We start from the raw sequence: 26,677 nt of genomic DNA, 5'->3' as shown, positions 1-26,677 counted from the left end.
CAGCTCTTCGAGGTGCAAACCAACCACCTGGAGGTGAAAACAACTGGCTACTTCGCTCAATTTGTGAACGCGTTCACAACGAGTTAAATTATTGGAATAAAGTGCTTTAACTGGTCCTATAATTTTTGGCTCGTGCACTCTGAACGGTCTTTTTTCTCATCACAACTCGCTCCTTGCTCTTCTGAATTAACGACTCGCTACTCGCTAATCGCTACTCGCTTTGGTTTGCTATTTCACTATTTCACTATTTCGCTCAATTTGTGAACGCGTTCACAACGAGTTAAGTTATTGGAATAAAGTGTTTTAACTGGTCCTAGAGTATTTCGGAAAATGATTTCGATTCAAAGGAACGCCGTCAGGCATGAGACGGAATGAGCGGGATGGAAGAAAAATTCTCTCGTCTGAAGACAATACTCTGAACCTTTTTCTGAAAACCTATATTTCACTCAATTCACCAACTGGCATTATTTTCTGAAGAACAGTTTTGAGAAGGCATTCAGTATGTTGGAGGCATCAAAATGAGATGGTGGATATGCTTCCATCCCGGCTTTCATGGCACCTTCAATGGTTCCATTCACAAATTCCACACCAGGGAAGAACCATTCTTCCGGGTCGTATCGCTCGCTTGAGTACTTATAAATGGCAAATTCCCAGACATCAATTTTTCCTAGATATGTAAGCCGACAAATAGGCTCTTTGCGTTCACGGCTCCCGCGATCAAGGTACAAATATTGCCCTTTGAACCGCGGATAAAAAAAGTTGTTGGGATTTTTTATCTCTTCGGTGTTGAATTTTTTGACGATAGCGGCGACCTGAGTTTGAATCGTTTGAGGGATGGCTTGTTTGGCCATGGCTGTTTTGTTCCTTATGTCTAAAAAGGGTTCCTTCAGCCAAAACCTAATCGAATCAAAGCCAATTGTGCAATAACTCAGCACCCAGACTGAGAAGGCTTGGAAAATTGTGAACGCGTTCACAACGGGTTAAATTGTTGTGAAAAGATGCTTTAATTGGTCCTAGAAATTTAGTTCACCTATGCTCGACAGTCTGTTTTTTTCTCACAACTCGCGACTCATTTTTCTCAGGATGTGCGCTCCATAGGCCGTTGCCAGTGCCCGAATGTGATCGGCCTGAACGACTTGTTGAGCGAGATGTGGCGGAATCGCGGTTTCGCCAAGTTTTGCTCCCATCAACCCACCGACAATGGCCCCCAGTGTGTCAACATCACCACCAAGTTTGATGGCGGCTGAAACGGCAGTGCTCCAACTGTCTCCATATTTGAGCACACACCAGAGGGCTGCCAGCACGGTTGGAATCACAAACGGCGTGATGATGGGACGATCAAATTCGGGAACGTGCATGCCGGCCCAGGCGATGGATTCCAGTGCCAGCGCGTCTTCGATGTGAATCAATCGTGGCAATTCCCGAATGTGCCTGGAAAACGAAGCTTCAATCGGTTCAATTGTTTCCGCAATGGATGTGCAAAATTCCAATGGGGAAATCTCAGGATGTTGGGACAGCAGACGGGCGGCCTGGGCAATGACCACACCTCCAGCAATGCTGCGTGGATCGTGGTGAGTAATTTGGGAAATCTGGGCGACGGTTGGGGCTAAGTGCTCTGGATGGTGAAGAAACCAAAGACCCAGGATTGCGGTTCGCATGGCGGTGCCGTTTCCAGCATTTCCAACCGGAGCCCCGCAGGTTTGCCAGTTTTGTGTCTGGAAGTACTGACGTGAAGCCTGGCTGCAGGCACCGCCGGGTCCGATGACGCCCTCGGTTCTCCACAGTTGAAAGATGGAGCGGGCGATGTCCGGCAGGTTGATCTGTCCACAGCGAACAATTGACTCGACCGTGGCCAGGGTTAATTGAGTGTCATCGGTGTATTGTCCTGGAGGAAATCCTTCGTAGAGGGCATATCCGGCGAGGAGTTCCTCCTGATCAGGAATTGTGTCTGACCATAGCCCTTCAAATGGAGCCCCAAGCGCATCACCGACAGCACCCCCAAGCAAGCATCCAGTTACTTTGGCGGCTAAATCCTGCATTGATGAAGATTACTCCCCCAGATAGGATCGAATCAATTCACGGGTTTCCGGGCTAAAGCGTTGAAACTCTTCTTCGGTGAGCAAATCGAGGGCTTTGATATAGGCAAGCTGGCTCACAGCTCGTGAGCGGCTGAAGCGGTCAAACCCACGATTCACTTCCTTGCGGCGGTCGCGGGTCAATGTACTGATTTCCTCAAACCGGTCGAAGTACGTTTTGGAGTCATCCGCGGCCACGGCTTCGATTTCCTTCAGATATCGTTGATAAAGCCGCTCAAGCGCCTCGGGGAAAAGCTTGCTGAAAATTTTCCAGTCAGATTCTTTGATTGTGTTTGGCATCTGCAAGGCAACCTCCTGAGTTCCAGAGGGAATGAAATGAGCTCTTTCCGGACTTGTGTGGTGAGAGAGCGCATCTTAAGCAGGGGTCACCTGAAAAGCAATTGGGAAATCTGGAATCCAGGCGGTTCCGTCGGCTTCCGATAATTCCGACTGAGGGTTTTGAGCGAATCCTTGAACTATCGAGTTGGGCGATTATCGTGAGTTAAAGGTCAACAGACGAAATCCCACATAGAGATCAACCAAAAACCAACTTGAAAAGGTGTTTTGAGCGAGGCCGCTGTGGAAGGCTTTTCAGGACCCTGAATTATTTGGACGGGAAGGATGAAATCAGAGGTACCTTCAAAGTAAGCGGTGTGGGTCACCAAAATGTCACGTGGGTCTGGAGAAAAAAAGACCTCGCTCCTTATGTCAGGGTGGGGAGTGAGGTCTGTAAATTTATTGAAAGCTGAGCGAGTTTTAGGAGAAGTCAAAGATCTACCTGATACCTATCCTAAATATAGAGAGCATTGAATACACAAACCAATAATAATCAACTCTTAAAAACAACTAAAAAAATATATCACTAAAAACTAAATTTAAATCGAGAAAATTCCAGATAAAATAAGATTTTAAAAGATTACTAAATCTAAAATATATTTCATTTTTCTCCATAAGAATCAATGTTTTAAACTACTAGATATTTGGGAAATTAGATTTTTTATTAAAGCAATTATCTCATAAAATTTTAGCAAATAATCGAAATATACTTCTTTTTTTCAAAAGATGAATCGTTGCGTTAGTTTGTTCGATCCTTATGAAGGAAATTCATAAGGATCGAACTGGAAGGATCACTTATCTAAATTGACAAGCAACCATTGAAGTTACAAAGGAAGGATGTAGGCGGCAGCTTTAACCCCATTGATACCAATCACTTCAATTGAATTGGGTCCTTTGCGCAGACCCAACTGTTTCTTATTGTTGCCCTTGGCCGTGATGCTATTGGGTGATGGTGATGGCACAATCAGATTGGCCGGCACCGTCACACCATTCACGATCAGGGTTGGGTTTGGACCGAAGTTTTCACCGCTCACAAAGAGCCGTTTCTGCTTAAAGGAGGCGGCGATAATTTTCACCGTTGACGTCACCGTCACGTTAAAGGTCACTTCACCCGTCTTGGCTGGAATGCCATTATCGAGTGCTCGCACGGTGATTGAGTAGGACCCGGCATCTCCGGTCTTGGGTGACAGATTGATCGTTCCCGTTCCGTTGCCGTTATCGCTCAGGATCGCAAACCCTGGCGCCCCTGACAGTGACAAGGTGTTGATTTGATTGAGCGTAGCCCGATCTGGATCCGTCACGCTCACATTCACTGTTTGGGTGCTGCCTTCAGCAATGGAAACCGCAGCGATAGCGCCAATGGTTGGAGCGGTGTTGACGATTACTGTCAGCTTGAAGCTCGCCGTCGCGCTCAAGCCCAGGTCGTTAGTCGCCGTCACGCTGACGTTGAACACGCCACCGTTGGCTTCGGTTGGCCGGAATTGGAACAGTGCGGTTCCACCACCCCCATCAGCGAACGAGGTAAATGCATTCACAAACGTCGTTGACATCGTCAAGCGGCGGTTGGTGGCATCGGTTGCGGTCACCGGCACGGCCAGTGCCTGCGTGGCATTCACCACCTGATCCGGAATTGGCGTGATTGATGGCTGCGCTGGCGCGTCTTTCACAAAGATTCGGAAGAAGAGAAGACCAGTCAATGGCAATCGGAAGTCCTGATCGGCGACTTCCACCACCACCTTGTAGTCTTGACCCAAACCGTTGTTGGCACTGGCTGAACCATCCGTCAATCCTGGTTTCACTGAGATTGATGCCGTCCCGTTTGTGTTATCCGTCAATGTCACAAAGGGAGGGGATTCCAACAGCCGGAATTTCAACAATCGTCCATCCAGGGTCTGGTCAACGTCGAAAGCTTTCACGTTGATGGTTTTTTGTTCATTTTCAGTCAATGCTACCTTTCGGCCAGGTCCATCAAACGCACGATTCCCATTTGAAGTCGTCACCATGGGCGCGTGATTTAAGACACTGGTGATGTTGATGCTTTCATACACGCGGCCAATGCGGGTCACGCTCACCACATCTGGCACAGTCTGGAAATTCCCAGGGTCAAAATCGTTGGTGTTTTGACCAACAATTGCCCCCGTATCGCTGACCACATAGGCACCAGCCGCCGCCACGCCCGTTACGTTGTCTTCATCCACTGGGGCTGTTCCGTTGGTTGTCTGCAGGTTATTCAATCCTGAGGGAAACACATTGGTCGTCCGTTGCGCGGCAAACGCCGAACTCAGGTTATCCAGGCTCGTCATTGTTCCAGCAAACAGGTTTTCCAAAGCGCCATTGTTTGAACCGCCGCCGCCAATCAGATTACCGTTGTTGGTTTCAACCCCGCCAACTTGAGCGTCTGGGCGTCCATTCTGGTTAAAGTCGGCGTTGATTGCCAGTGAGCCATATCCAATCACGGGATAGAGGCCCAACGGATCTGGTGATCCAGGGAAGGTTGCCACACGGCCACCACTCCGAACTGTATCCACCAGCGATTGTGAGTCAGTTGACCGGGTGAATTGACCCGGTTGTGAGGCACTCCCAAACAGAATTGTCATCGAACCAGCTTCGTCGGTTCCATCGCTATCATTTGGGGTAAATGGATTGTCAATATCGTTGGTCAACCCACCACCAAGCTGTGAGGCGACAGCCAGATCGGCAATGCCATCCAGGTTCAAATCTGGTATGTCAATGTTGATTCCATTGCGCACGATATTGTACCCGGCAGCCGCAATTGACACGGATTGTCGTGGGACTTGAATCAAAGTGCCAGTGGCCTGGAATGAACCATCGCCATTGCCCAACATGATGCTCACGTTTGAGTCGTCTTCTTCGCCGGTGCCGGTGCCAAGTCCACGACGTCCACGGTTTAAGGCCGCAACGTCCATTTTGCCGTCATCATTCATGTCGCACAGGGCGATTGAGAGCGTGTCAAACCCGCCTGTTTCAGCCGTGCGGCCCTGTCCAAATCGGCCTGCACCGTCATTGATCAAGGTTTGAATACTGTTTGTTCGCCGGTTGGCAACAATAATTTCCGGAGCACCGTCTTTGCCGGTTGCCGTCCCACTGCCTGGTCCGGCTGGTCCAGCCAGATCCACCAGCTTGACTGAGGTTGGATCCCCCCCTACTGGGAATGACCGCACTGCAAACCGCGTGTCAAAATCAAGCACATTCGATCCCAGATTGGTCAGGACAAGGACCTGGTCATTCGGTCCATCAATAGCCACCACGATATCACGCAGGCCATCCCGATTGACATCAGCGATATCCAATGATGTCGGACCGCCAACTTCAGTCCGAGTAAAGAAGTCCAGCAAGCTAAACCGACCAATACCACGTCGAATTGGGGTTTGTGAAAGTCCGTCGGCACTATTGAGAAGGGTGAGAACCTGTGACGCTCCGCGGTCCAAAATCGCCACATCCGGCAACGCATCGTTGTTGATGTTGCCTTCGGCCACACCCACAAAGCTGCTCAACCGCACCGTCCCGAACTGCACGAAGTTCGTTCCCGACGCCGTTCCGTAGCCCACGTTGAGGCCGCCTGGCGCTCCCGTCAAATCTGAAGCCGTGCTGCCACGCGCAATCACGATATCCAGCAACGTTCCCGCATTGTCCCCGAATTCAATCGGATCCCGCAGCCCGTTGATCGGAATCACGCCGCTCGCCGGAATCGTGTTAACCGCCAGCGACACCGCGCCACCACTCGTCGTCACTGAATCCAGACCCAATCCGCGTAGCGTTCCCTGGTTGAACAGGTTCCCGCCTGCGGTGGATGAACCGAACAGCACATAGCCGCCTGGCAACAGGTTGGTTCCCAGAATGTCGAGTTTGCCATCCCCGTTCAGATCCTGTGTGTACACCGTCGTCGGTGATCCACCCACTGGCAGGAAGGACGTCGAAACGTTTGGATATGAACTCACCTGGGGTGACGTTGGTGCGGCGGTTGGCTGCACCGCCGAAATCTGCCCGGAGTTGAAGATCGTCACCGTTGCCGACAGATTGTTTGACGAACAAATGTCAAACACATTGTCCCCGTTGAAGTCCCCACCTGACAACCCTGACGGCAGGTTCCCTGATTGAAGAATCAACCCATTCTGTTTCCCAAATGGGAAGGGCGGGGTTGACCCAAAGTCATAATCTTCATCCTGGCGGCGCGCATTGCGCAGAATTGTTCCCTGGAATGCCGCACTCGTCGCGTCGTTCAACAACACAAACACCGATCCGATTGGGTTCGCACTGCGGTCCGGAGCTGACAACACATCGTCCACCCCATCTCCGTCGCTATCAATCCCGGCCACGCCGTCCCCGACTGAGCCGTTATCCGTCGCCACAAACAACAAGTCGTTTGAACCATCCTGCAACTGTGACGTCCGGGAGAACATAATCGCCCGTGGGCACAGATTCCCCTGGAAAGCGGTAATCGGCGCCACTTTAAACTGACGGCGGTTGTTTTCAATCGTTCCCGCTTCATCGTCATAGTCGTTGACACTGCCGACGGTTCCCTGCGCATCATACAGACTTCCCGTGAAGCCGTTTTCGTTCACCACCGCGTTGCCCGCGCCGACACCGCCGCCGATCACCTGTTCCGGTGACCCTGTCGCCGCGTCCGCGGCGATGTCAATTCCCGCAAACCCGTCCGACACGCCGGTGTCGAATGACCCTGAGCACAGGTACGCCACATCTGGAATTAAACCACCGGTCACATTACCGACAGTTACTGCCACCGGGTTGCCAGCGAAATCCAACTGTCCGTTCACTGAAAACCCGACGTTTCCTGCCGTGTTCCCGTTGAAGTTGATGTCCAGGTGCCGACCAGCGTTCCCAGCCGCGCCCGCACAAACGATCCATTTCCCCGGCCCAACAACAGCGCCACTTCGTCGCTGCTAAATGACCCGGCCAGAATGTCCGTAAATCCGTCGCCGTTAAAATCGTCCGTGATCACGTCCGAGATGCCGTTGTTTGATCCCGCATTTCCCCGCGGAAACAACACCGTCAATCCGGGAACCGATGTTCCCCCGGTAATTACATTCCCCAAACCGCCAGGAAAATCAAGCAACAACGCGTTGATGTTGATCTGTTCCTGCGCCTGGCTCACGGGTGCCAATGTCACGACCATCAAGGCCGCCAACATCAGCAATGCTGACGCTTTTAAAAAGCGTTTGAGCTTGTTGAATTGCATAGCTCTATTCCTTCTCCTTAAATTTATTGCGCCACAGCGGCACGAGTGGTGCCCTGTGGATCGCATTTTGTATTTTGGGTTCATCTGCTCTCTATTCAGCGAACCCACTATGTGATCGCTCTCTCTGCCACTGACGCCTTGTATCGTCAGCTCACCTGACTTGATTCCCTAACTTCAGGCTGATCCCCCTTGTTTTGTTCCCCTGACAACCTATCAATTGCCAGCACGATTTCTGTTACAAAAATCGCAAGGAACCACCTACACTGAGTATGGGCGTACAAAGCACACCAATCCTCAGTAATATGAATTTGAAATATGAGTTGTGAAAAACGACGATAGTAAGCCGTTATTTTTCAATAAAATACAGCTCAATCAACCTATTTGTCGCAATTCCCAGGTTGGAAAGAATCAAGAACAGAACTCGCCCATAAAACGAGAAAAAGGAATTCTCCTCGTCTCCAAGGCACACAATTCTATTCAATTTCCAGAATGGAACTTGACGATTATAAATAGCTCGATGATTTTTCTGTCGGTGATACTCTCAATTGGATAGGATTGATACCATTTTGGGCTGAGGGTATCGAGCTAAGGGCTGGTGGAAGTACGGTTTTATCAACAACCTAGCCTTTTGCTCATACGATAGGATCGTTCCAAAAGGGTATGAGTACAGTGTTAACGGCTTTTGGCCGAACCTGCGGCGCGAACCATGGTTACAAAACGACAGAGTGACCACTGATTCTCAGTGGTGTATCCAGGTTACATCTATTTTTCACATAATTACAGGCAGTAATCCTTCCACAAAAGGTACGAGTTTTGAGATTTAGTTTGACCTTCATAACCAAACGCGAAATTTTCGCTTCAAAATGCTCAAAGTTTTTTGGCTCTTTGGTATTTCCCGTGAAAATTAGCATTTTGATGAAAATCTGAACCGGTAAGTTCTTTAGAATCAATATTCGTTTTTGAGATTTCGTTCGTTTCCACGGGAAATACCAAAGAGCCAGTTTTTTCTTTTTTTCCGAATGGGTTGAATTTTCGCTCAGGCTTAGAATATTCAGGAGTGGGTGATGGGCTCGGAAAATCCAATCGTCATCTTGTCACCCTGTATTTCTCAATCCGGCAGCAATCCCATTGATGGTGGTTGCCAGGGCATAGTTGAGTTCTTCGCTCGATTCACCAGCCCGTTTGCGGCGCAGGAGTTCGATTTGGAGAAAACTCATTGGGTCAACATAAGGGTTTCGCAGTTGGATTGAACGAGCCAAAACCGGATTGGCTTCCAGCAACCGGCTTTGCTCGGTGATTTCAAGCACCATCTGGCGCGTGCGATGAAATTCGGTTTCGATCAGTGAAAAAACCCGTTCCCGGAGAGCACTGTTTGAAACCAGTGCGGCATACCGGCGGGCAATGTTTAAGTCCGCTTTGGCCAGGCTCATTTCCACGTTGCGGACCATATCGGTAAACAACACAAAATCCCGCATCATCTGGCGCAACAGGGTCAGATTTTCTGGTTGTGATCGGGCAAAACATTCAAGCGCCGTTCCAACCCCAAACCAACCGGGCACGACGTGGCGGCTTTGCATCCAGCCAAAGACCCACGGGATCGCCCGCAAGTCATGTAACCCGCGGCGTTCGCTTCGGCGTGCCGGACGCGAACCAATCCGGGCGTGTTGTAATTCGCTCACCGGGGTGGCTTCTTCAAAGTAGGTCAAAATATCAGGATTTTCGACAATGTTGATTCGGTAAAATTCAAACGCAAGCCCCGACATCATATCCATCGCCGCTTCAATTTCAGGGCCCGGCGGTGTGTCTGGGGTTCCAGTTCGGGTCAGGGCCTCGAGCGAAGCGGCAATCATGAGTTCCAGGTTTCGCTCAGCCAAAATGGGATCTGAATATTTCCAATTGAGAACTTCGCCTTGTTCAGTGATTTTGATATGTCCAGTAAAGGCACCAACCGGCTGCGAAATAATCGCCCGATGCGTCGGACCGCCGCCGCGGCCCACCGTGCCGCCGCGTCCGTGGAACAGCCGGAGCTTCACGCCGGTTTCCTCAGCCACCCGATGTAGTTCGCGATGAGCTTTGTATAACTCCCAGGAACTCGTCATCATGCCGCCGTCTTTGTTTGAGTCGGAATAGCCAAGCATCACTTCCTGTTCGCGTCCCCAGGCATCAAGCAGCGATTGATAGGCCGGAGATGTCCACAGCGCCCGACAGATTCGCGGGCTGTTGCGTAAGTCTTCGATGGATTCAAACAGCGGAACCGGCATCAATCCATGGTCGCCACGGGCTGGATTGCCACCGGTTCGAATGCCGCCCAGTTCGCACAGCCATCGGCAATTCAAAATATCAGCTTCCGACTCGGAACCGCTGATGATATAGCGTTCCATGGTTTCCGATGGATAGCTTGATTTGAGACGGGCAATGGTGCGGAGTGTTTCCAGAAGCTCCAGCGTTGTCGCCGATGGTGCCGGCAACGCCGTGGAAGCTTCGAGAGTGAATTGATTTCCCTGGGAAAGTTCTTTCACCGCAGTTGAATGCACCCGGCCATGCTGGCGGATATCCAGCGTCACCAGGTGAAACCCGAATGTCTGAACCTGCCTGAGCAACGGCTCCAATTCCAATCGGGCAATCCGCTCACCGCGATGAGCGGCCAGACTGCGGCACAAAAGCTGCAAGTCGTCGCGAAATTCGCTGGTGTCGGCATACGCATCAATATGAGTCGGTGTGGTGCGCGTCGCTTCCAGCCGATGGAGCACAAAATCAAGAAAACACCGGTAGAGTTCGTGCGACGAACGGGCAGGATTGGCCGGGTTTACCTGTTTAAATCGTTCACGATACGCTGCCACCGCCGAAGTCAATTCAGTCGAGGCATCTACCTGCCCAACCGAAGAACTCAGGTATTTTAAAAGTTCATGGATCTGGCGAATGTAATACTCCAAAATTACGCCTCGGGCCATCCGAAGCGCATCTTCGGTGCGGGCTGCCGTGACAAATGGGTTTCCGTCGCGGTCGCCACCAATCCAGGACCCAAACCGGACCATGCCTGGTAAGTCCGAAGGTGATACTTCAACGTCATACACGTCGCACAACGCCTGGGCCAGTTCGGCATACACCACTGGAATCGTTTCAATCAAACATCCAGGGAAATAATCCAGCCCCATTTTGATTTCGTCACGCACGGTCGGATTTCGACGCTGGATTTGATCGGTTTGCCAGAGGGCGGTGATTTCACCCGAAATGGCGGCTTCACTGCGCAGGGCTTCAACTTCGGTGAGCGGAAGCCGGTCAAGGGCCGCCAGCTCAGCCAGAATCCGACGCCGTTTAAACAACACCGTCCGGCGGGCAACTTCGGTGGGATGGGCGGTAAACACGGGAACGGCTTCGATCTTCCGAAGCTGGTCAAGTACCTCGTTGAGCGTGTAGCCGTGTTCTTTGAGGCGGTCAAGGGTCCCGCGGAACGTTCCAGGTTCAGAGTTCCGTCCACTGGCCAGCAATGCCGCCCGGCGACGACGTTTGCGGTGATTGGTCTCAGCCAGATTGGTCAACTCAAAATAAATGGCAAACGATTTGGTCAACCGGTAGGCATCTTCAAGCGAAACGCCAGCGACCTGGACTTCAAACCGGGCCATTAAGTCGGCTTCGGTGTCGGTTGTATCCTGACGGATGACCCGTTCGCGGTGCTGAATCGCCAGTTGACGGAGTTCTTCGACTTTTTCAAACAGTGTTTGGCCGACCTGTTCTTTGACCACATCGCCAAGCAAGCGGCCAAGGAGGCGCACATCACGCCGTAAGGGGGTGTCTTTAACGGCTCGATCCTGACTGAGTAATTCGGTCAGGCGTTCTGCCTGATTCTGGGGATGCCAGAGTGGTTTTTCTGTCATGGAAGTAAAGCCTGCATCTGAAGGAATCAGAAATTCTGGGGGAACTCAAAAAGTGAGGATTGTGTCCAAGAGTGGAGTTTATGTCAAAACTTGTTTGAATCACAGAAACCACGGTTATCGCCATCGAAAAAGTCGCCGCTGGTTTTGCGGGCTGAGGTGTTTTCCCAAATTTGAGTTTGAATTGGCAGTGCTTGTGTCAATCTCAAATGGGAAGAAGTATTTTGGAAGAATAAACCCACAATTTTTTTGCAACAGATGCTTGCCTTTTTGGAATTCTTCCCCCATACTGCGCCGAGTTCTTTTTTCCTCTCATTCGGCCTTCGGTGATTTGCCTCGTAGCTTCTTGTTTGGGTGAACTGGCGGTAGGTTGGGATTGTTTGAGAGGGTGGTCATAACCTGCAGAAGCCTCTCTGGGTACTTTTCAAAGCAAGTTTTGTTTGCTGTCAGATTCACCGAACCCACTTGGATTTCGCTTCCTGCTCCTATTTAGAATGGTGAGAATTTAAGTTTATGAAGCTCTACGTTGGCAACCTGTCCTTTAAAACCGTTGAAGAAGATTTGAGCCAGTTGTTCGCCCAGGCTGGTACCGTTGATAGCGCCACTGTCGTGGTTGATCGTGAAACTGGCCGCTCACGCGGTTTTGGTTTTGTCGAAATGGCCTCCAAAGAAGATGGTATGCGCGCAATTTCCCAGTTCCATGGCACCGAACTTGATGGTCGGACCCTGACCGTGAACGAAGCCCGTCCTCGTGAAGAACGTGGCGGCGGCAATCGCGGCGGCGGCTTCGGCGGCGGCGGTCATCGTGGCGGCGGCGGTGGTGGTCACCGCGGCGGCGGCGGTGGCGGCGGTCATCGTGGCGGCGGATCACGCTGGTAATTTCTCCATCTGATCGCCCCTGATCGTTACAACATTCAACCCCCTGGTCGTGGTTACACAACCAGGGGGTTGTTGTTTTTGGGGAAAAACCAGGGGCTGAAGACTTCGGGCTGAAGAAGTCGGGCTGAAGACAGTGGGGTTGAGGTTGGTTTTACCCAGTTTCTTCAGCTCTGAGCTTGCGAGTCTTCAGCCCCAAGCCCGATATTCTTCAGCCCGATATTCTTCAGCCCTATCATTTCGGATGGATCGGATATTTCGGCTTTCGAACCGTCGGGGGGTTCGTTTTTTTGAGTTCGGCCAGTGCTGCCTCAATTGCCTTTTCAAGCTGCGGGTCGCGACCCGCCAAAACATCAGTCGGAAGGATGTCAACATCAATGGTTGGGCTGACACCAATGTTTTCAATCCCCCAGGAGGTGCCGTCCGACTGGTAGGCAGCCCGATTGGGCAACTGGACAAAACCTCCGTCAATGAGATCTGGCGTCGGGAAATAGGGTCCGATGCCTCCGCCAAAGGTTCGCTTTCCGACAATGGGCCCCAGTTTGGCCAGTTTGAACATCAAGGCAAATGTTTCGGCAGCCGAGCCGTTGAGTTCGTTGGTCATCAATACTTTCACTTGTGGACCGGGATTGACCGGGGTTGCAATGTCGTCTCCTTCGCGGAAGGTATAGAAATACAACGGTTTACGCTGTAACCATTCAATCAGAAAATCAGGTGTGATCCCGCCTCCATTATACCGCTGGTCAATGATGACACCTTTCCGCTGGCTGTTTCCAAGCAATCCACGAATGGCATCCATGGTCGCCGCCCCGTAATTGGCGACATACACATAGCCAAGCTGGCCGTGAGAAACCTCTTCAACCCGTTTTTGAAATGCCTTGACCTGATTGGCCGCCCGAAGTGTTGCCTCATTGGCAAGTGGATACACCGTCAGCGTCTGCGAATTGCGCCCACTGGCATCGGAAGCAACCGTAAGTTGAACCGGACGATTGGCTTTGCCTTCCAGATACAGATCAATTGGTTTGGAAACCTCCACTGGTTTTCCATCAATCGCCAGGACAAACGAACCATCCGCCACACGGGCATCAGGTCGGTCAAGCGGTGCTGGAACAAACCCGAGCGGATCCTCAAGCGTGCTGGTTCTGAGTATGCGTTTGAACCGGTATTTTCCTTCGGCAATTTCAAAATCTGCCCCCAGGAGACCCCCACGAGATGGCTGGCCAGCCGGAGGCGGAACATCTCCACCATCTACTACCAGGTGACTGACTGAAACATGGCCCAGCATTCGGTTCAACAGCGTGTTGAGATCAGCCCGACGGGTGATGCCTGGTAAATACGCCGCATAGTGGTGTTCGAGAAACGCCAGATCCTGACCATGAAAATTTGGGTCATAAAACCAGTCGCGCATGATGTGCCAGCTTTCACGATACAGTTGCTTCCATTCGGCGGATGGATCCAGGTTCAGTTCCAGCTTTGAAAGGTCAACCTTTTTCTTTTCAGCCGAGGGCGCATTGGCGGTTGAAACCACAATCCAATTTCGATCAGCCTGATAGAAAAGGGTTGTACCGTCACCGGAAACAGTGACCAGGGGCGTATTCTCGGCAATTTTTTCAAGTTTACTGGCAGATGTCAGATTCCATTGGAAAAGGGTTCTCTGTGGACGGGCCGTAAAGACTGGCGGCGACGGCCATTCATTGGTGAGCGCAAACACCATACCCGGTTTGCCGGGCAGCACTTGCACAAAATCCTGCTCTGGTACCGGAACATTGACCATCCGGGTGGCCAGGTTGGCAAAATCAATCGTGATACTGGTCAGCACTTCGTCAGCCTGTGCCGCCGGGTTTGGTTTGCCATCCGGTAAAAACGGGAGCGGGTCAGATTCCCGAAGGGTAACCAGGTGCAATCGCCGGGTAATGCCCGGACGAGCCATCACACCGTTTAAGACACCCCATCCATAGCCACTGAGCGCGGCATTTGGACTTGAAACAAAATACAGGTACTTTCCACCGGCATCAAAACAGGGAAATTCAGCCCAGATTTTTCCGCTGGTCATCTGGTGGAGTTGCCGATTGTCGGTGTCATACAAAAAGATGGTCCGAATTCGGCTGGCAAGACTTTTGGAATAGGCCAGCCAGCGTCCATCCGGCGACCAGTTCAAATTCCAATCAATTTGATATGAATAGGGTGTGGTATCAATGCGAGATACCTTTTCCTGATCAAGTTCAGCCAGCCAGACCCCAAGCCGGCGGTCACAAAAGACCAGTTTTTTGCCATCCGGCGACCAGAGCAAATCGCGGTAAAATGACGGTTTGGCTTCGATGGCCAGCCGTTTGACCGCCCCTGAGCCTGACGTCGTTTTCACGCATAACTGATATTCACCCGTTTCGTCTGAGAAATAGGCGACCCATTTTCCATCGGGTGACACCACCGGCCAGCGTTCGGCAATGCCTGAAGTTTGCGTCAGGTTTGTCTTTTTCCCGGTGGCTGGCTCAACCAGAAATACCTCCCCTCGGGCACCAACCACCAGGGAATCACCTGACATTCCAAAGGCAACCGAATCAATCAACCGCGACGCATCAACCGTTCGCGGCAACCGCTCAGGCGCTGAGGCCGTGAGCGAAACAGAAACAGGCGCGGGCCCCGGTTTATCCAGTTCAAAAAGATACAACTGGCCATCGCGGACAAAAACGAGCGAATGTGGTCCCTGGCCCAGGGTTTGAATTCCAAATTGTTCAAAGCTGGTAAGCTGTGTTGTGCGCCGGGTTTTCACATCAAAGGCAAAAAGGTTGTGAACACCAGTTCGGTCAGACAAAAAATAGATGGTATTCCCAATCCATACCGGCACGTCATTATTGAAATCGAGTTGTGGCACCCGCTCCGTGACACCTGTTTTCACTTCAGTGAGCCAGATCTGGCCCTGATAGCCGCCCCGATAGTAGCGCCAGTCGCTCAACGAAAGGTTTGGATTAAAAGCAACCCGGTTTCCATCTGGCGAAAATGACCCGGTGAACGCTCGATCAAAGGGCAATTCAGTCGGCAAGACACCATCCACGGCCAAAGAATACAGCTTCGGCACGCCACTGGCACTTGAGCGATAGAGAATGTGTTTTCCATCCGGATGCCACCCAACAACAACGTCATTGCGTGGATGAAACGTCAGCCGCCGGGCTTCGCCACCGCTTGCCGGCATCAGGTACATGTCCCAGTTGCCACCTGACTGGCGTGAAAAAGCAAGCTGTTGTCCATCAGGAGAAAAGGCTGGCATTCCTTCTTCGTCGGGAGTATTGGTGAGTTGCCGGGCACTGCCGCCAGCTTTATCAACCGTCCATAGATCACCCGCCAGGCTAAATACAATCTGGGTTTGGTTTGCCGTCACCCGTGCATACAATCGCTTTTCAGACGGTTGCCCGCCAACCGACAGTGACCACAGTCCAAACACCAATGCCAACCACAACCATTGTCTCATATTTCCATCCCTCGATTTTGAAGTTTCCACCAAAGTCACGTGCTGTGTTCAGATGCCGGCAGGATGCTGGCAGGAACTCTTTACGGCGCCAGTTGTGACTCTATTTTCAGACAATTGATTCTGTCTTGGAAAAAATTAGGGTGGTTGGAAAAATTAACTTCAGCCCTGATGTTCAAAGTCGAAAATGGACGGCTTGAGATACAGTCAGTTGTGGTGGAAGAAATGGCAACCAGGCTGACATCAAAAAAAAGCGGAGAGAATTACAAATCTACAGTTTTTTGATTTATTGTACGATATTCAGCCGGAGTTACTCCCATGACCCGCTTAAAGGCATTCGTAAAATGGCTCTGATCATAAAACCCTGATTCAAGCGCAATTTGGTTAATCGGTAACTGGCTTTGTAATAGCTGATCACAAGCAAATTCGATGCGTTGCTGACGGATGAACTCACTCATTGTAACGTGAAAAACAGAGCGGAAAGTTTTCGCCACGGTTACCGGATGAATATTGACCGATTGCGCCAGTTGGGTCAGTGATGGAGGCGTCAGAAACTCAGCCTCCAATTGCTCGCGGATTTGCTGAATCCAGAGTGGCTGACGGCACGGGCTGGATCGCGTTTCGAGCAACCGGCCAAGCTCGGCGATCAGTTCGAGCACGATCCCTTCCACGGCCAGGGCCGACCATCGGTCCTGGCGGGAAAATTCGCGGTACAGGGCAACCCGGTGACGTTTGAACGGTTCGTTGCGCAGGTGCAGCGGCAGGTGCAGCGTCCGGTGATTTCCGACCAGTTCAACCAGCCAGTCGGTATTGAATTCCACCCGGAAGATCCGTGTCGGATGGTTTCCAAACCCGACGGCGTGAGCCTCTTCGCGGGGATGAAACGTAATGTGGTGCGATTCAACCGAGCGGGTTTTTGAACCGACGGTTTCGGTGTAGGCGCCAGCCAGGACGAAGCTGCAGTAGGGATGGTTGTGGTCGTGCCGGGCCATGGTCAACCCCGACGGATAACTCGATTCCGAGAAGGTAATTCCGGTCAGTCGCCAGCGTTCACGAGTCATCCCGTAAAACGGTTCTGGCGGGGCGCTCAAACCCGGCTGAGCGGAGATGGTGACTGGTTTCATCACTGACCCCCCGTGAAAGTGAATGCTTGGCCTGATGTGGATTGGAAACAGAGTTGGTTTGGCTTTGGATGTCGAGCCAGTACGGAGCAAACCGGGCATGGGTTGCATTGGGGTTTTGGGGAGGAGGTCCGCCGGCAAAGCCTGACCTTTTCGGATGTGGTTTGTGGAGTGGAATCGCTGGTTTTTCGGTCGCGTTCCCTTCGATTGGGTTTGTTTTCGGAAACGTGATGTTTTGTTTCGGGGATGTTTCCTGACCACAGTGTGGCTTGAGAGTATGCGTTTAATTGCGTTTATCGGCTCTCTGGCGTGTTTTTCTGGGTGACATGACGTAGCAGGCTGGTTTCCGGTTTTTTCGTCCCTTTACGGGCGTTTTAGGCGATTTAAGCAAATTCCGATGGCTTCCACTTTCGCTACTTTGGTTTTGATTTGTTTTCGTTGGCGAGCACTGCGTTGACCAGGTCATCGTTCCAGGGCAGGTCTTCTTGCAGGCAGCGGTTTTTCAAATCGTGAACCAGTTCCGATGGTGGATAGGATTCTCCGATTCGGAGTTCTCTCAGTTCGGCGACAATGGCCGCGATACGGTGTTTGAGCGCAAGGTTGGTGAGTGGCTCTGGAAACTGCAGTTCGCGAATGATGGCTCTGGCAAAGTAGGCAAAGCTTCCAATCGGTTCTGGGCTGCGTTGCCTGATGCGGGTCATCATTTCGACGATGGCGTCTTCGCCAAGGTGTTCGATGAGGTCCAGCGCCTGTTCATCAGTTGGAAGCCACGGTTTACCGGTCAACGTTTGGAAATGGGTTTGGATCTTTTTATTTCGCGAAGCGGCCCTCGCACGCGTGTCGCGCATGGGCGCGCGCGCGTCAAAATTTTCTATTATGTATTTATTTTCTATTATGCTATTTAAATCCACTAGGCTAGTGGATTCCGGTAGGCTAGTGGAATTAAATAGGCTATCGGGTAATGGAACCTCGTACTCAACCCCCTGTTCGATGCCTTTTCCTAAGATCATGCGGACCTTTTTGATAAGCCCTTTTGTCATCAGGCGATTGACGGCTTGCTGGGCGGCTGAAGTTGACATTCCAGAGCGCTGGGCAAGTTTAGGTAACCCTATGATGCAAGTGGTTTTATTATATCCCCAGGAGAGTCTGTAGAGTTGGAGGTGAATCGCCTGTTCTGCTGGATCAAGCTGGGGATATAAAAAGTCAACGATTTGTCGGTGTAATTTTAAGTAGCCGTCGGTCGTTGGAAGACTGGCCAATAAATTGATGTTTGGGTCATTAAATAGGCTTTTTTTATTTTTTTCGGCTGGGTTATTTAAATCCACTAGGCTAGTAAAAAAATAACCCAAAAAATCATTTTTATTCTTTGGGTTATTTAAATCCACTAGGCTAGTGGATTCCGATGAATTTTTCCTCGGACGTCCCCGTTTGCCTGTTTTGTTGGTGGTTTCAGAAGGTTGTGATTGGGCTTGATTGGTGCCAGTTTCGGGTGCTGGAGATGGAGGAGGTGGGCCTGGAAGTGGTTGTGGAGGTGAAATAGATGGAAGCTGAACGACCTGAGCCGGTATACCCCCGGTCAGGCTTTCTTCGGCGGGAGAAGCAGGAACTGCAGACTGAGATTGGCCGGATCGAGCCGCACCGTGTTTAATCCGCAGCGCTTCGGCGAAGTTCAGTGGCTTCTTCGGTTGGTCCGACATGCAGACTTTCCTCGGACTGCAGAATGTTATCAACTGCCAGTTCAACGAGTTCCGCCGAGATTGGCCGAATTTCGTTAATGGCAGCCAGTAACATGGCGGCATTGGCTATTTTGACAATTTCACGCGGGATGCCCCGCGAAGCAATATACAGGCTATGCAGGGCTTTTTCGTTCATCACCTGGTCGAGCTGCCCGCCGGCAACCCGAACTCGATGTTCAATGGCTTTCACCATATCTTCCAACGTGAAGGTGTCTAAATAACTGGTCAAAATAATGCGGGAAACCAGGGCCGATTTGGTGGCCAGTTTCATTTCAATCTCGGGCTGGCCGGCAATCACGATTTGAATCACTTTCGATTCATTGGTCTCGAAATTGAGTAATTCCCGCAGAAAATCAAATTGACTGCCACGCAGGGCCTGGGCTTCGTCAATAAAAATCACGACATTGCCGCCTTTATGATAGGTCTCAATCGCAAAATCCCGAATTTCGTGCAATTGCCCAAGCATTGATCGGCGCTTGGAAATACCAAGTTCATCAGAAATGGTTTTGGCCAGTTGCATTTCGGACGGAAAATTCCCGTTGGGCAAAAGCACAATTCGATAATCAGGATTATCGATGTACCCGTCCACCAGACAGCGTACGACGCTGGTTTTCCCAAACCCGACCTTGCCGATAATGGCTGATAACCCTTGACGTTCTTCGATCACAAACCGGCATTTAAATAAACAGGCACTGATTTGGTCAGTCAAAAAGAGATATCGGGGGTTGGGTGAGGGAGCAAAACAATTTTCGAGGAGTCCAAAAAATTGATGAGCCTTCATATCCAGCCATGTATACCAGAGACACAGCGAAAAATGAAGTTAATTCCGGGGGAGGGGGGTAAGAATTAGTATTAAAAACGAAGGGGGGGGCATAGAAAAGGCAGGAAATCAGAAGGGGGGGGCAGGAATAAAGGTTAAATCCAGACCCCACCCCCTGGAATTGGGGCTGAAAAAACCAGGGCTGAGGGCTCAGGGCGATTGAAGGGATGAGGGATGAAGGATGAGGGATGACATAAAACCAGTTCTTCCGCCGTCTTCTTCAGCTTCGAGCCACCAGCTTTCACGTGTCGGTTTTTGGTTCTCATCCCGGAGGGATGGAGCAAAGTTAGCCGGTGGTAGGCCCAAAGCGGCCAACCGACTGGCTGTCCGAACGGCAACGCTTCGCGGTGCAAATCCAAAAACCTGCAGGCGAAGGTAAGCCACAACCCTGCTACGTACATTTCGACCACCCGCAAACCGGGCAGATATCACAGTTTGAGGCATGGTTGACCTCACTTCCACATTCCGGACAGGCACGATACCCGGTGCGTAAGGCGGTTGCTTTGACAGAAGCGACTTTTCCGGACGAAGGTTCGATCTTTCCTTCTAACCTGTTCATTGTCAGGAGGATACATTCAGCAATCGCCTGTTCCGGGCTTGAAAGACAGCGTCGGTTAAACCACGTCGCGTGCGTTCCAGTGACCTTATTTAAAATGCGGGCGACTTCAGGTGGCGTAAACCCACCACGAAGCATTCGCGAAACAAGCATTCCGACTGAACCGCTCACCGGCCCCGTGGCAAAAACTTCAAGCACGTTGGTGCCATCGTGGTTGACCGTGACATAGAGATTTTGGCCCTCAAATGGAATTTGCCAGGTCCAGCCTTGTAACTCTTTGGGTCGGTTTTTGGTGGTTGGTTCAATGACCGCAACGGTCTCTTCTGGTGGAGTTGAAACTGGTGTCGGTGCGGGCGGTTCGCTGGATTTGGGGCTGGCCAGTTGGGTTAAAACCTGCCCTTCGCGGCTGTTGTCTCGATAGTAGGAAACAGCTTTGACCCCAAGACGGGCCGCCGTTCGAAAAAGCTGATCAATTTGTTCAATTGTATGCGAAGCCGGTCCATTCACGGTCTTGGAAATGCTGTTGTCCACGTGTTTTTGAAAAGCCACCAGCATCTGCAAGTGCTCATCCGGAGAAATTTCGTGCGAGGTTATAAACTCGACTGGAAGCTGGCGTTGTCGGTCACACACTGCTGTGGCTGCCCGCTCCATCGAGGTCGGGTCCTGTGGATCAAATTCAATTCCAAGTGCCCGGGCGGCCAGCGGATGGACATAAACCCGTGTTCCGATGGTATCGCGCCGGACATAGGCCCAACTGAAGTTTGGTTCAATCCCTGAACTGGTTTCGGCCACGAGTGAAATCGTACCGGTTGGGGCAACGGTGGTGACTTCATAGTTACGTGGCGTGCATTCGGTGGCTGAAATTTGTAACTCATTCTCAAAAAATGACTGGTAGGCTTCGTGATTTGGTTCAAACTCGGGGAAGCCGCCTTTTTCTTTGCCCAGTTCGCAACTGGCCAGCCAGGCTTCGTGGCGAATAAAGCTCATGAGTTCTTCAGCTACTTTCAGACTTTCAGGACTGGCATACCGAATCTTTTGTTTAAGCAGCAAATCGGCAAAACCCATAATTCCAAGCCCAACCGGACGGGTGCGATAAACCATCTGTTTGACTTCGGGAAGCGGCCAGAAGCACATCTCAATGACATTATCGAGAAACCGAACGCAGGTGCGGATTGCTTTTTGAAGCCCGGCCCAGTCAATCTCTCCAGCTTCATTTGCGAATTTCGCAACGTCGAGCGAGCCCAGATTGCAGGCATTATATGAATGGAGCATTTGTTCAGCACATGGATTACTTGCCGAAATCCGTCCCAAACTCTTGAGGACATGGTTTCGGCGATTGACTTCATCAATGAAGATGATACCAGGTTCAGCGTACTTCCAGGCTGAAAAGACAATTCGTTGCCAGACATCGGGGGCAAACACCATGCCGGGTTGTGGCGGTTCAGTTCCTTCAAACACGTAATTTTGCCCGGTGAGCGGGTCAATGATGGGTTGCACCCAGGGCTTGCCGTCAAACTCGGTTTGAAACCATTCGTTGCGCTCAACCGCCTGCAGAAACGCATCGGTCACCGTCACGGAGATATTGAAGTTCGTAAGGCTGTTCTGGTCATTTTTGGCGTGGATAAAGCGCAGAATATCTGGATGTTGAATGGCCAGAATCCCCATATTCGCGCCACGTCGAACGCCTCCCTGCCGGATTGTCTCGGTCGTGGCGTTGACAATATTCATAAACGAAACCGGACCGGACGCCACGCCATGGGTTGATTTGACGATGGCACCAGCGGGGCGAAGCAATTCATAGGTCATTCCAGTCCCGCCGCCAGTTTGATGAATGATGGCGCATTGTTTGGCGTGTTCCATAATGCTGGCTATTGAATCTGCAATAGGGAGCACAAAACAGGCCGCAAGTTGAGCGCGTTCGTGGCCGGCATTTACCAGGCACGGCGTATTCGGGATAAACTGGCGATTGAGCAACAATTGGGTTGCTTCCTGGTGAAACTGATGGCGGGTGTCAGGGTCTGATTCAGCCTTGGCGACATATTTGACCACACGGGAGACAATCTCCGGCCAGGTTTCAAGCGGTTGTCCGTTGATATCTTTGCGGGCATAGCGTCTGGCAATGACCGTTTGAGCATTGATCCCAATTGATTGAACTGGTTGAGAGAGCGAAGCAACTGGCTTGGACATAATGGTTTTCATCTTGAAGAAAGGAAGGTTGAGTAGATTTCCGCAGCACGCTAACCAGTCAAAATAAAGTGATGATTTTGTAAGTTATTTGAAATCAATCTGTTAGCGTGTGCCGTAGGTAAAATGAAAAAATGACGAATGTACACAGAGCAATTTCCTGGCCGAAGTCGAAGCCAGAAAAAAAGGTGTCTACAGGGTAGTTGTATCTGGGGTCTTCTGGATGTGACTTAAATCATGAGGGTTGAGGGTTTGAAAAGCCGGGTTCCGGGTTCCGATTCTCACTCATCAGAGCCACCAGTTATACCAGATTGTAGTCAGTAGTTCGTAGTCAGTAGTCCGCTAAGTTTATTTGGTTGAACCACTTGACTGTTTACTAATACGAGGACTCCATTGCAAATTGGTATTATCTTCAGTCCCAAAATCCTTCCACCACTACTTCAGCCAGCCAGCACCTCAAAAAAGAAAGCGAGGAGCGAGTTTTGGGTTGACTCCTCGCTCCTCGCTCCTTCGCTCCTTCACTCCTCGCTACTCACTCTTTAGTTGATCCTTCGCCACGATGCGGCCTTGAATTCCAACATCAATCACGCCCAGGGTACGGGCATATTCGGATAGGACATCAACATCAACTGGCCAGCCATTGGGCGGCTCGGATTCAAGGGTATCGGTTTTGAACATGTCAAAGCCTTCTCCCCCGAGTTGGAGGAAATTCGGAAGCGCCACTCGATAGATTTGGTCATCTTTGAGCGGTTTCCCCTGGACCTTAACCCATTGAATCCGTCTTCCAATCGGGGCTCTCGGATCAAACTCGTAACTCAACCCTGAAACCAGCAATAGCCGCCCGCCATTAATTTCAACCCGACTGGTGCCATGTTCGAGGGCTTGCCGAAGCTGAGCGCCAGTGTATTTCGCAACAACCAGCCGGTTTCCAAAAGGGAGCAAACTCACCGCATTTTTCAAAGTAAAGGTTGGTCCTTCGGCTTCGGCCCGGATGCCACCGCTGTTGATCAGGCCGATTTCAGTTCCAAAATGGTGGCGAAAGGCATCTGTCACAAAGTTGCCGATATTGGTTTCACGTCGTCGGAGGGCATGATCGGTATTGTATCCGGCAAGCAAAGGTGTTTTGACCTGAGCCAGGGGGCGAGCCAGTTTGGTATCAAGCTCGGTTTGATACCGATGTTCAATCTTGAGCAATTCGGGGTCGCTGACCACCGTTTCGTCAACTGAATGGACCCGAACTGAAAAAACATACTTGCCCTGGTTCAGTTCGATATCAAGTTGAACCACTGACCCGATATTTCCACAAGGGGAGAGCACGGGGCGGTTGTTTGCAAACTGGATGATACTTCGGTTTTCAGACTGTTCTTCACCAAAAACCGCGTCAATATCTGGAATTTGTTCAAGCATTTGCAGGTTTTTGGACATATCTGCCTGACAGAGAGCAAAGATCAAATCCGCACCCTGTTTGCGCAATGATGAAGCTGCAGATTTGGCGGATTGCAAAATATTTTGTTGGGTGACGATGTTTTCCGGCAGTGTGGTGTCAAAATCATCGGTCAACCCAATGAATCCAATTTTCAGGCCGCCAGCTTCACGAATCAGGTACCGGGGAACGCCGGCAAATGGCTGACCCGATTGTTCGACCAGATTGGATGTGATCCAGGCAAATTTTGACTCAGCAACCAGTTTGCGGGTTTCAGCCGATCCAAAATCAAAATCATGCTGCCCAAACGAAGCTACGTCCACCGGAAGCTGATTAAATGCAAGTACTTGTGGGTGACCATGGAAGACAGCACCAAAAAGCAATCCACCCGCCAGATCACCACCAAACGCCACCAGTGTGTTCGGATTGTCGTGCTTGACCTGGTCAATAATGGTTTTCAACCGGGCCACGCCCCCTCGGATACCGAGGTGATCGCTGATCGGCATCACCTGATGGGCATCGTTGAAAAACAAGATTGAAACGGTTTTTGGTTTTGATTGGGGAACGATGGGTTGAGCCGGTTTGGCAAAGAGGCTGAAGGGTGAAAACACAAGCAACAGCCCGCAAATGTAGGTCAGGTGAGTCATCTGGTGTGTGATGTCCTTATTCTTTACGAAAGCTCGGGGTCTAATGCCAGTTTGTAGTCAGTAGTTCGTAGTCAGTAGTTCACTAAGTTTATCTGATTGAATTACTTGACTGTTTTCTAATGCGAGGATTCTATTGCAAATTGGTATAATCAGTGAGCTTTATCCCAGAGTGGCGCGGCAGGTATTCGAAAATGTCTGAAATAAACAAAACTTTCAACCCGTTCTGCCGCTTTAAGATCGGGCTGAAACCCCTCACTGTCGGGCGAGCGGGTCAATATAGGGTCGAGATTGCAGAATATAAACCTGATCACCGACCAGTGCCCATTCGATATCCTGTTCTTTCTGATTGAAAAGGTGTTTGATCTTGAGCGCGGCGGCTGACAACCGTCGGGCACTGGCATCGGTCAAAATGGCCCGGTCTGAGAAAAACTGAATTTCTTTGACGCCTCCATTTTGATCAAACGTCAGGAGGCTGTCTTCACCTGATCGGGAGAGAACCCGCACGGCATTGGACCGAGTCGAAAAAATAATCTGTTCCGGTATCTTCTGGCCTTCAACGACTTTCATTCCCAATCCGCGCTTGGCGTTGATATAGACACCGCCAGCATCCTGCGGATCAAACGGGTTGGTGGTAATCATCACGCCGGCGCTCTCAGCGTTGATGCCGGTTTGCAACAACACCGCCGGATACACCGCCAGATGATCAATTTTGGCGGCCTCGCGGGCTTCAAAGGCTTCGAAGTTCCAGATTGAAGCCCAGACCGTTTTGACCGCTTCAATCAGGGCGTCGTCACCTTTGACATTGGGCACCGTCGTGTACAGCCCGGCGCCGTTGAAGTTGGGTAAATCTTCAGCATTGGTTGAACTCCGGACAAAAAGCCCGGCGGTGGGAAATTCTCGATGGACCTTTTCCAAAATAGTTGCTTTTAATGCTTCCGGCATCGGTGATGTCTGCACATAGGCACGCAGTTCAGCCAGCTTTACTTTGCGGACTTTTGGTTCGTGGTGAAAGTGTTCGTCGTTGAGCAATTCCAGAACGCGTTCTTCCAGACCAATCTTTTTGGCAAATTCCACATAGCAGGCAAAAGGAATGGTAAATCCTTCGGGGACGATCACACCTTTGATTTTAGCCTGTGCCACCTGACCGAGATTGGCTGATTTGGCACCAAAGCGAACGACGTCGCGGCTTCGTTGTTGAGTCAGGTCGGTCAACTGATTCCAGCTCAGGTCGGCTCGTGGCACCTGGAGTTGCAGCCGCTTCGCCACCTGCGGACTCAGTCGCTTGGTGGCATTGACATCCACAGGTTCAATGACAATTTCGTCGTTTCTGGCTTTGAGGCGGACCCATTTGTTGAGCAACGCCTTGTATTTTTCATCGGCCTCTTTGACAAAGACGTTGGGAATGTTCCACGTCTTGGAAAGTAAATTGAGATGCGACAGCGGTGTTCCAGGCCGTGTGGTGACAATGCCTGAAATCGGCGTTACCGAAATCGGGACCTGTTTGAAAATCACGATGTCTTCAGGTTCGACGGGTTGTTCATCCGGGAGATTTTCCCGCAGGCGCAAAATGCCGACTGCTTCGCCAGGATGGATAATTTCTTCAGTATTAAACGGCTCCAGTTCAGAAATCAGGATTCGGGGGACGGTGGGCAGTTCGTCGGAAAGCTGCTCTTGTCGGAGCGAATTAGGTTTAAATTTGATCGGCGCGAAAAATGAGTTCTGGATCGTGGAAAATGTGTATTCAACCAGCTCTTTCGGGATCAGGTCGCCTTCCCAAAATTCAAACGTGAAGAGTTTCGCCTCAGTTTGATAGGCCAGCGTTCCCAGAATAAACCGCCGGTTTGGGTTTAAATAATTCTTTTCAAAGAATTTCGCGCCGCGTTCAAGTGACCAGTAGTTAGAAAAGACAAAGTCAGTGTGAAACGTGTAGCGGTTTGAGTTCACATAGGCAATCGTCTTTTCATTGCGGTCAATCACAAACATCAGATGCGGAATCGAAGCGAACCGCCCCCGGTAGTAGACCCGTTTCAGCGTGTCAAATTCAGCTTGCTTTGTAAGCTGATGCAGGAAATGTGGTGATTTCTTTTTTTGAAGAGCAACGGTTGGAAATACCAGTACGCACAGGAGTAAGAACGATCCAATCACTTTCAAAACCATGGAGCGAATACCTTGTTCTTTTTGGAAATAAACTGGTTGACGAAGGTGAACTATAGAACTGGTTGCGAGTTTTAAGCCTTACAAAACTCCCGTAAGTTGATGAGGGTAAAGGCCAGAAGTTTGAAGCCTAAATGACGTTGGGCATAGCGCTCAAAGCGAAGAAGAACACGCCTGAATTTGTCTTCCCAGGCAA

15 protein-coding genes are annotated in these 26,677 nt (G+C 50.8%); 1 reads left to right on the top strand and 14 read right to left on the bottom strand.

The window, feature by feature from the left end; translation table 11 throughout:
* Nucleotides 1-464 precede the first annotated feature (464 nt).
* From HY774_28040 to ppc, 6 genes are all read right to left on the bottom strand, one after another.
* Nucleotides 465-974, bottom strand: coding sequence for a hypothetical protein (locus HY774_28040; protein MBI4752358.1), 510 nt, complete (start codon nucleotides 972-974; stop codon nucleotides 465-467).
* 81 nt (nucleotides 975-1,055) lie between these two features.
* Nucleotides 1,056-2,039 (bottom strand): ADP-ribosylglycohydrolase family protein, encoded by a 984-nt coding sequence (locus HY774_28035; protein ID MBI4752357.1) that lies wholly within the window; start codon nucleotides 2,037-2,039, stop codon nucleotides 1,056-1,058.
* 9 nt (nucleotides 2,040-2,048) lie between these two features.
* Nucleotides 2,049-2,375 (bottom strand): hypothetical protein, encoded by a 327-nt coding sequence (locus HY774_28030; GenBank protein MBI4752356.1) that lies wholly within the window; start codon nucleotides 2,373-2,375, stop codon nucleotides 2,049-2,051.
* An 860-nt stretch (nucleotides 2,376-3,235) separates the two neighbouring features.
* Nucleotides 3,236-7,207 carry a VCBS repeat-containing protein gene (locus HY774_28025; GenBank protein ID MBI4752355.1) on the bottom strand — a complete coding sequence of 1,324 codons (3,972 nt, stop codon included), beginning with the start codon at nucleotides 7,205-7,207 and terminating at the stop codon, nucleotides 3,236-3,238.
* The gene (locus HY774_28020; GenBank protein MBI4752354.1) at nucleotides 7,204-7,629 is read right to left on the bottom strand and encodes a VCBS repeat-containing protein; all 426 of its coding nucleotides are present in this window, start codon (nucleotides 7,627-7,629) and stop codon (nucleotides 7,204-7,206) included. The genes HY774_28025 and HY774_28020 overlap by 4 nt, the downstream gene beginning before the upstream one ends.
* Nucleotides 7,630-8,723: 1,094 nt before the next feature.
* A complete protein-coding gene (gene ppc / locus HY774_28015) occupies nucleotides 8,724-11,504 on the bottom strand; it encodes a phosphoenolpyruvate carboxylase (GenBank protein MBI4752353.1) in 2,781 nt (926 codons plus the stop codon).
* 510 nt (nucleotides 11,505-12,014) lie between these two features.
* Here ppc and HY774_28010 point away from each other — a divergent pair.
* Entirely contained in the window at nucleotides 12,015-12,380 is a 366-nt protein-coding gene (locus HY774_28010) for an RNA-binding protein (protein MBI4752352.1), read from the top strand.
* Between the two features lie 232 nt (nucleotides 12,381-12,612).
* Here the strand turns inward: HY774_28010 and HY774_28005 are convergent, their stop codons facing one another.
* The 8 genes from HY774_28005 to HY774_27970 form a co-directional block, all read right to left on the bottom strand.
* On the bottom strand, nucleotides 12,613-15,843 hold the full coding sequence (locus HY774_28005) for a PD40 domain-containing protein (GenBank protein ID MBI4752351.1): 3,231 nt from the start codon (nucleotides 15,841-15,843) through the stop codon (nucleotides 12,613-12,615).
* 260 nt (nucleotides 15,844-16,103) lie between these two features.
* Complete coding sequence (locus tag HY774_28000; protein ID MBI4752350.1) at nucleotides 16,104-16,964, bottom strand: helix-turn-helix transcriptional regulator; 861 nt, start codon at nucleotides 16,962-16,964, stop codon at nucleotides 16,104-16,106.
* A gap of 410 nt (nucleotides 16,965-17,374) precedes the next feature.
* Nucleotides 17,375-18,346: a MarR family transcriptional regulator gene (locus tag HY774_27995; GenBank protein MBI4752349.1), complete on the bottom strand. Its 972-nt coding sequence runs from the start codon at nucleotides 18,344-18,346 to the stop codon at nucleotides 17,375-17,377.
* A gap of 259 nt (nucleotides 18,347-18,605) precedes the next feature.
* The gene (locus HY774_27990) at nucleotides 18,606-19,478 is read right to left on the bottom strand and encodes an AAA family ATPase (protein ID MBI4752348.1); all 873 of its coding nucleotides are present in this window, start codon (nucleotides 19,476-19,478) and stop codon (nucleotides 18,606-18,608) included.
* Nucleotides 19,479-19,667: 189 nt separating this feature from the next.
* Complete coding sequence (locus tag HY774_27985; protein MBI4752347.1) at nucleotides 19,668-19,901, bottom strand: hypothetical protein; 234 nt, start codon at nucleotides 19,899-19,901, stop codon at nucleotides 19,668-19,670.
* Nucleotides 19,902-19,908: 7 nt separating this feature from the next.
* Nucleotides 19,909-22,260 carry an adenosylcobalamin-dependent ribonucleoside-diphosphate reductase gene (locus HY774_27980; GenBank protein ID MBI4752346.1) on the bottom strand — a complete coding sequence of 784 codons (2,352 nt, stop codon included), beginning with the start codon at nucleotides 22,258-22,260 and terminating at the stop codon, nucleotides 19,909-19,911.
* A gap of 525 nt (nucleotides 22,261-22,785) precedes the next feature.
* Entirely contained in the window at nucleotides 22,786-24,327 is a 1,542-nt protein-coding gene (locus HY774_27975) for a bifunctional metallophosphatase/5'-nucleotidase (GenBank protein ID MBI4752345.1), read from the bottom strand.
* A gap of 252 nt (nucleotides 24,328-24,579) precedes the next feature.
* Nucleotides 24,580-26,484, bottom strand: coding sequence for a PEP/pyruvate-binding domain-containing protein (locus tag HY774_27970; protein MBI4752344.1), 1,905 nt, complete (start codon nucleotides 26,482-26,484; stop codon nucleotides 24,580-24,582).
* Nucleotides 26,485-26,677 lie beyond the last annotated feature (193 nt).

It is taken from the genome of Acidobacteriota bacterium (genome assembly GCA_016208495.1).
GTDB lineage: Bacteria > Acidobacteriota > Blastocatellia > Chloracidobacteriales > Chloracidobacteriaceae > JACQXX01.
Note: the sequence above shows the minus strand (reverse complement) of the source record. Positions and strands in the feature narration are given on the sequence as shown.

Coding starts and splice junctions, on each gene's coding strand:
- HY774_28035 (MBI4752357.1), bottom strand. CDS start 2,039: ATGCAGGATTTAGCCGCCAAAGTAACTGGATGCTTGCTTGGGGGTGCT.
- HY774_28030 (MBI4752356.1), bottom strand. CDS start 2,375: ATGCCAAACACAATCAAAGAATCTGACTGGAAAATTTTCAGCAAGCTT.
- HY774_28020 (MBI4752354.1), bottom strand. CDS start 7,629: ATGCAATTCAACAAGCTCAAACGCTTTTTAAAAGCGTCAGCATTGCTG.
- ppc (MBI4752353.1), bottom strand. CDS start 11,504: ATGACAGAAAAACCACTCTGGCATCCCCAGAATCAGGCAGAACGCCTG.
- HY774_28010 (MBI4752352.1), top strand. CDS start 12,015: ATGAAGCTCTACGTTGGCAACCTGTCCTTTAAAACCGTTGAAGAAGAT.
- HY774_28005 (MBI4752351.1), bottom strand. CDS start 15,843: ATGAGACAATGGTTGTGGTTGGCATTGGTGTTTGGACTGTGGTCACTG.
- HY774_28000 (MBI4752350.1), bottom strand. CDS start 16,964: ATGAAACCAGTCACCATCTCCGCTCAGCCGGGTTTGAGCGCCCCGCCA.
- HY774_27990 (MBI4752348.1), bottom strand. CDS start 19,478: ATGAAGGCTCATCAATTTTTTGGACTCCTCGAAAATTGTTTTGCTCCC.
- HY774_27980 (MBI4752346.1), bottom strand. CDS start 22,260: ATGTCCAAGCCAGTTGCTTCGCTCTCTCAACCAGTTCAATCAATTGGG.
- HY774_27975 (MBI4752345.1), bottom strand. CDS start 24,327: ATGACTCACCTGACCTACATTTGCGGGCTGTTGCTTGTGTTTTCACCC.
- HY774_27970 (MBI4752344.1), bottom strand. CDS start 26,484: ATGGTTTTGAAAGTGATTGGATCGTTCTTACTCCTGTGCGTACTGGTA.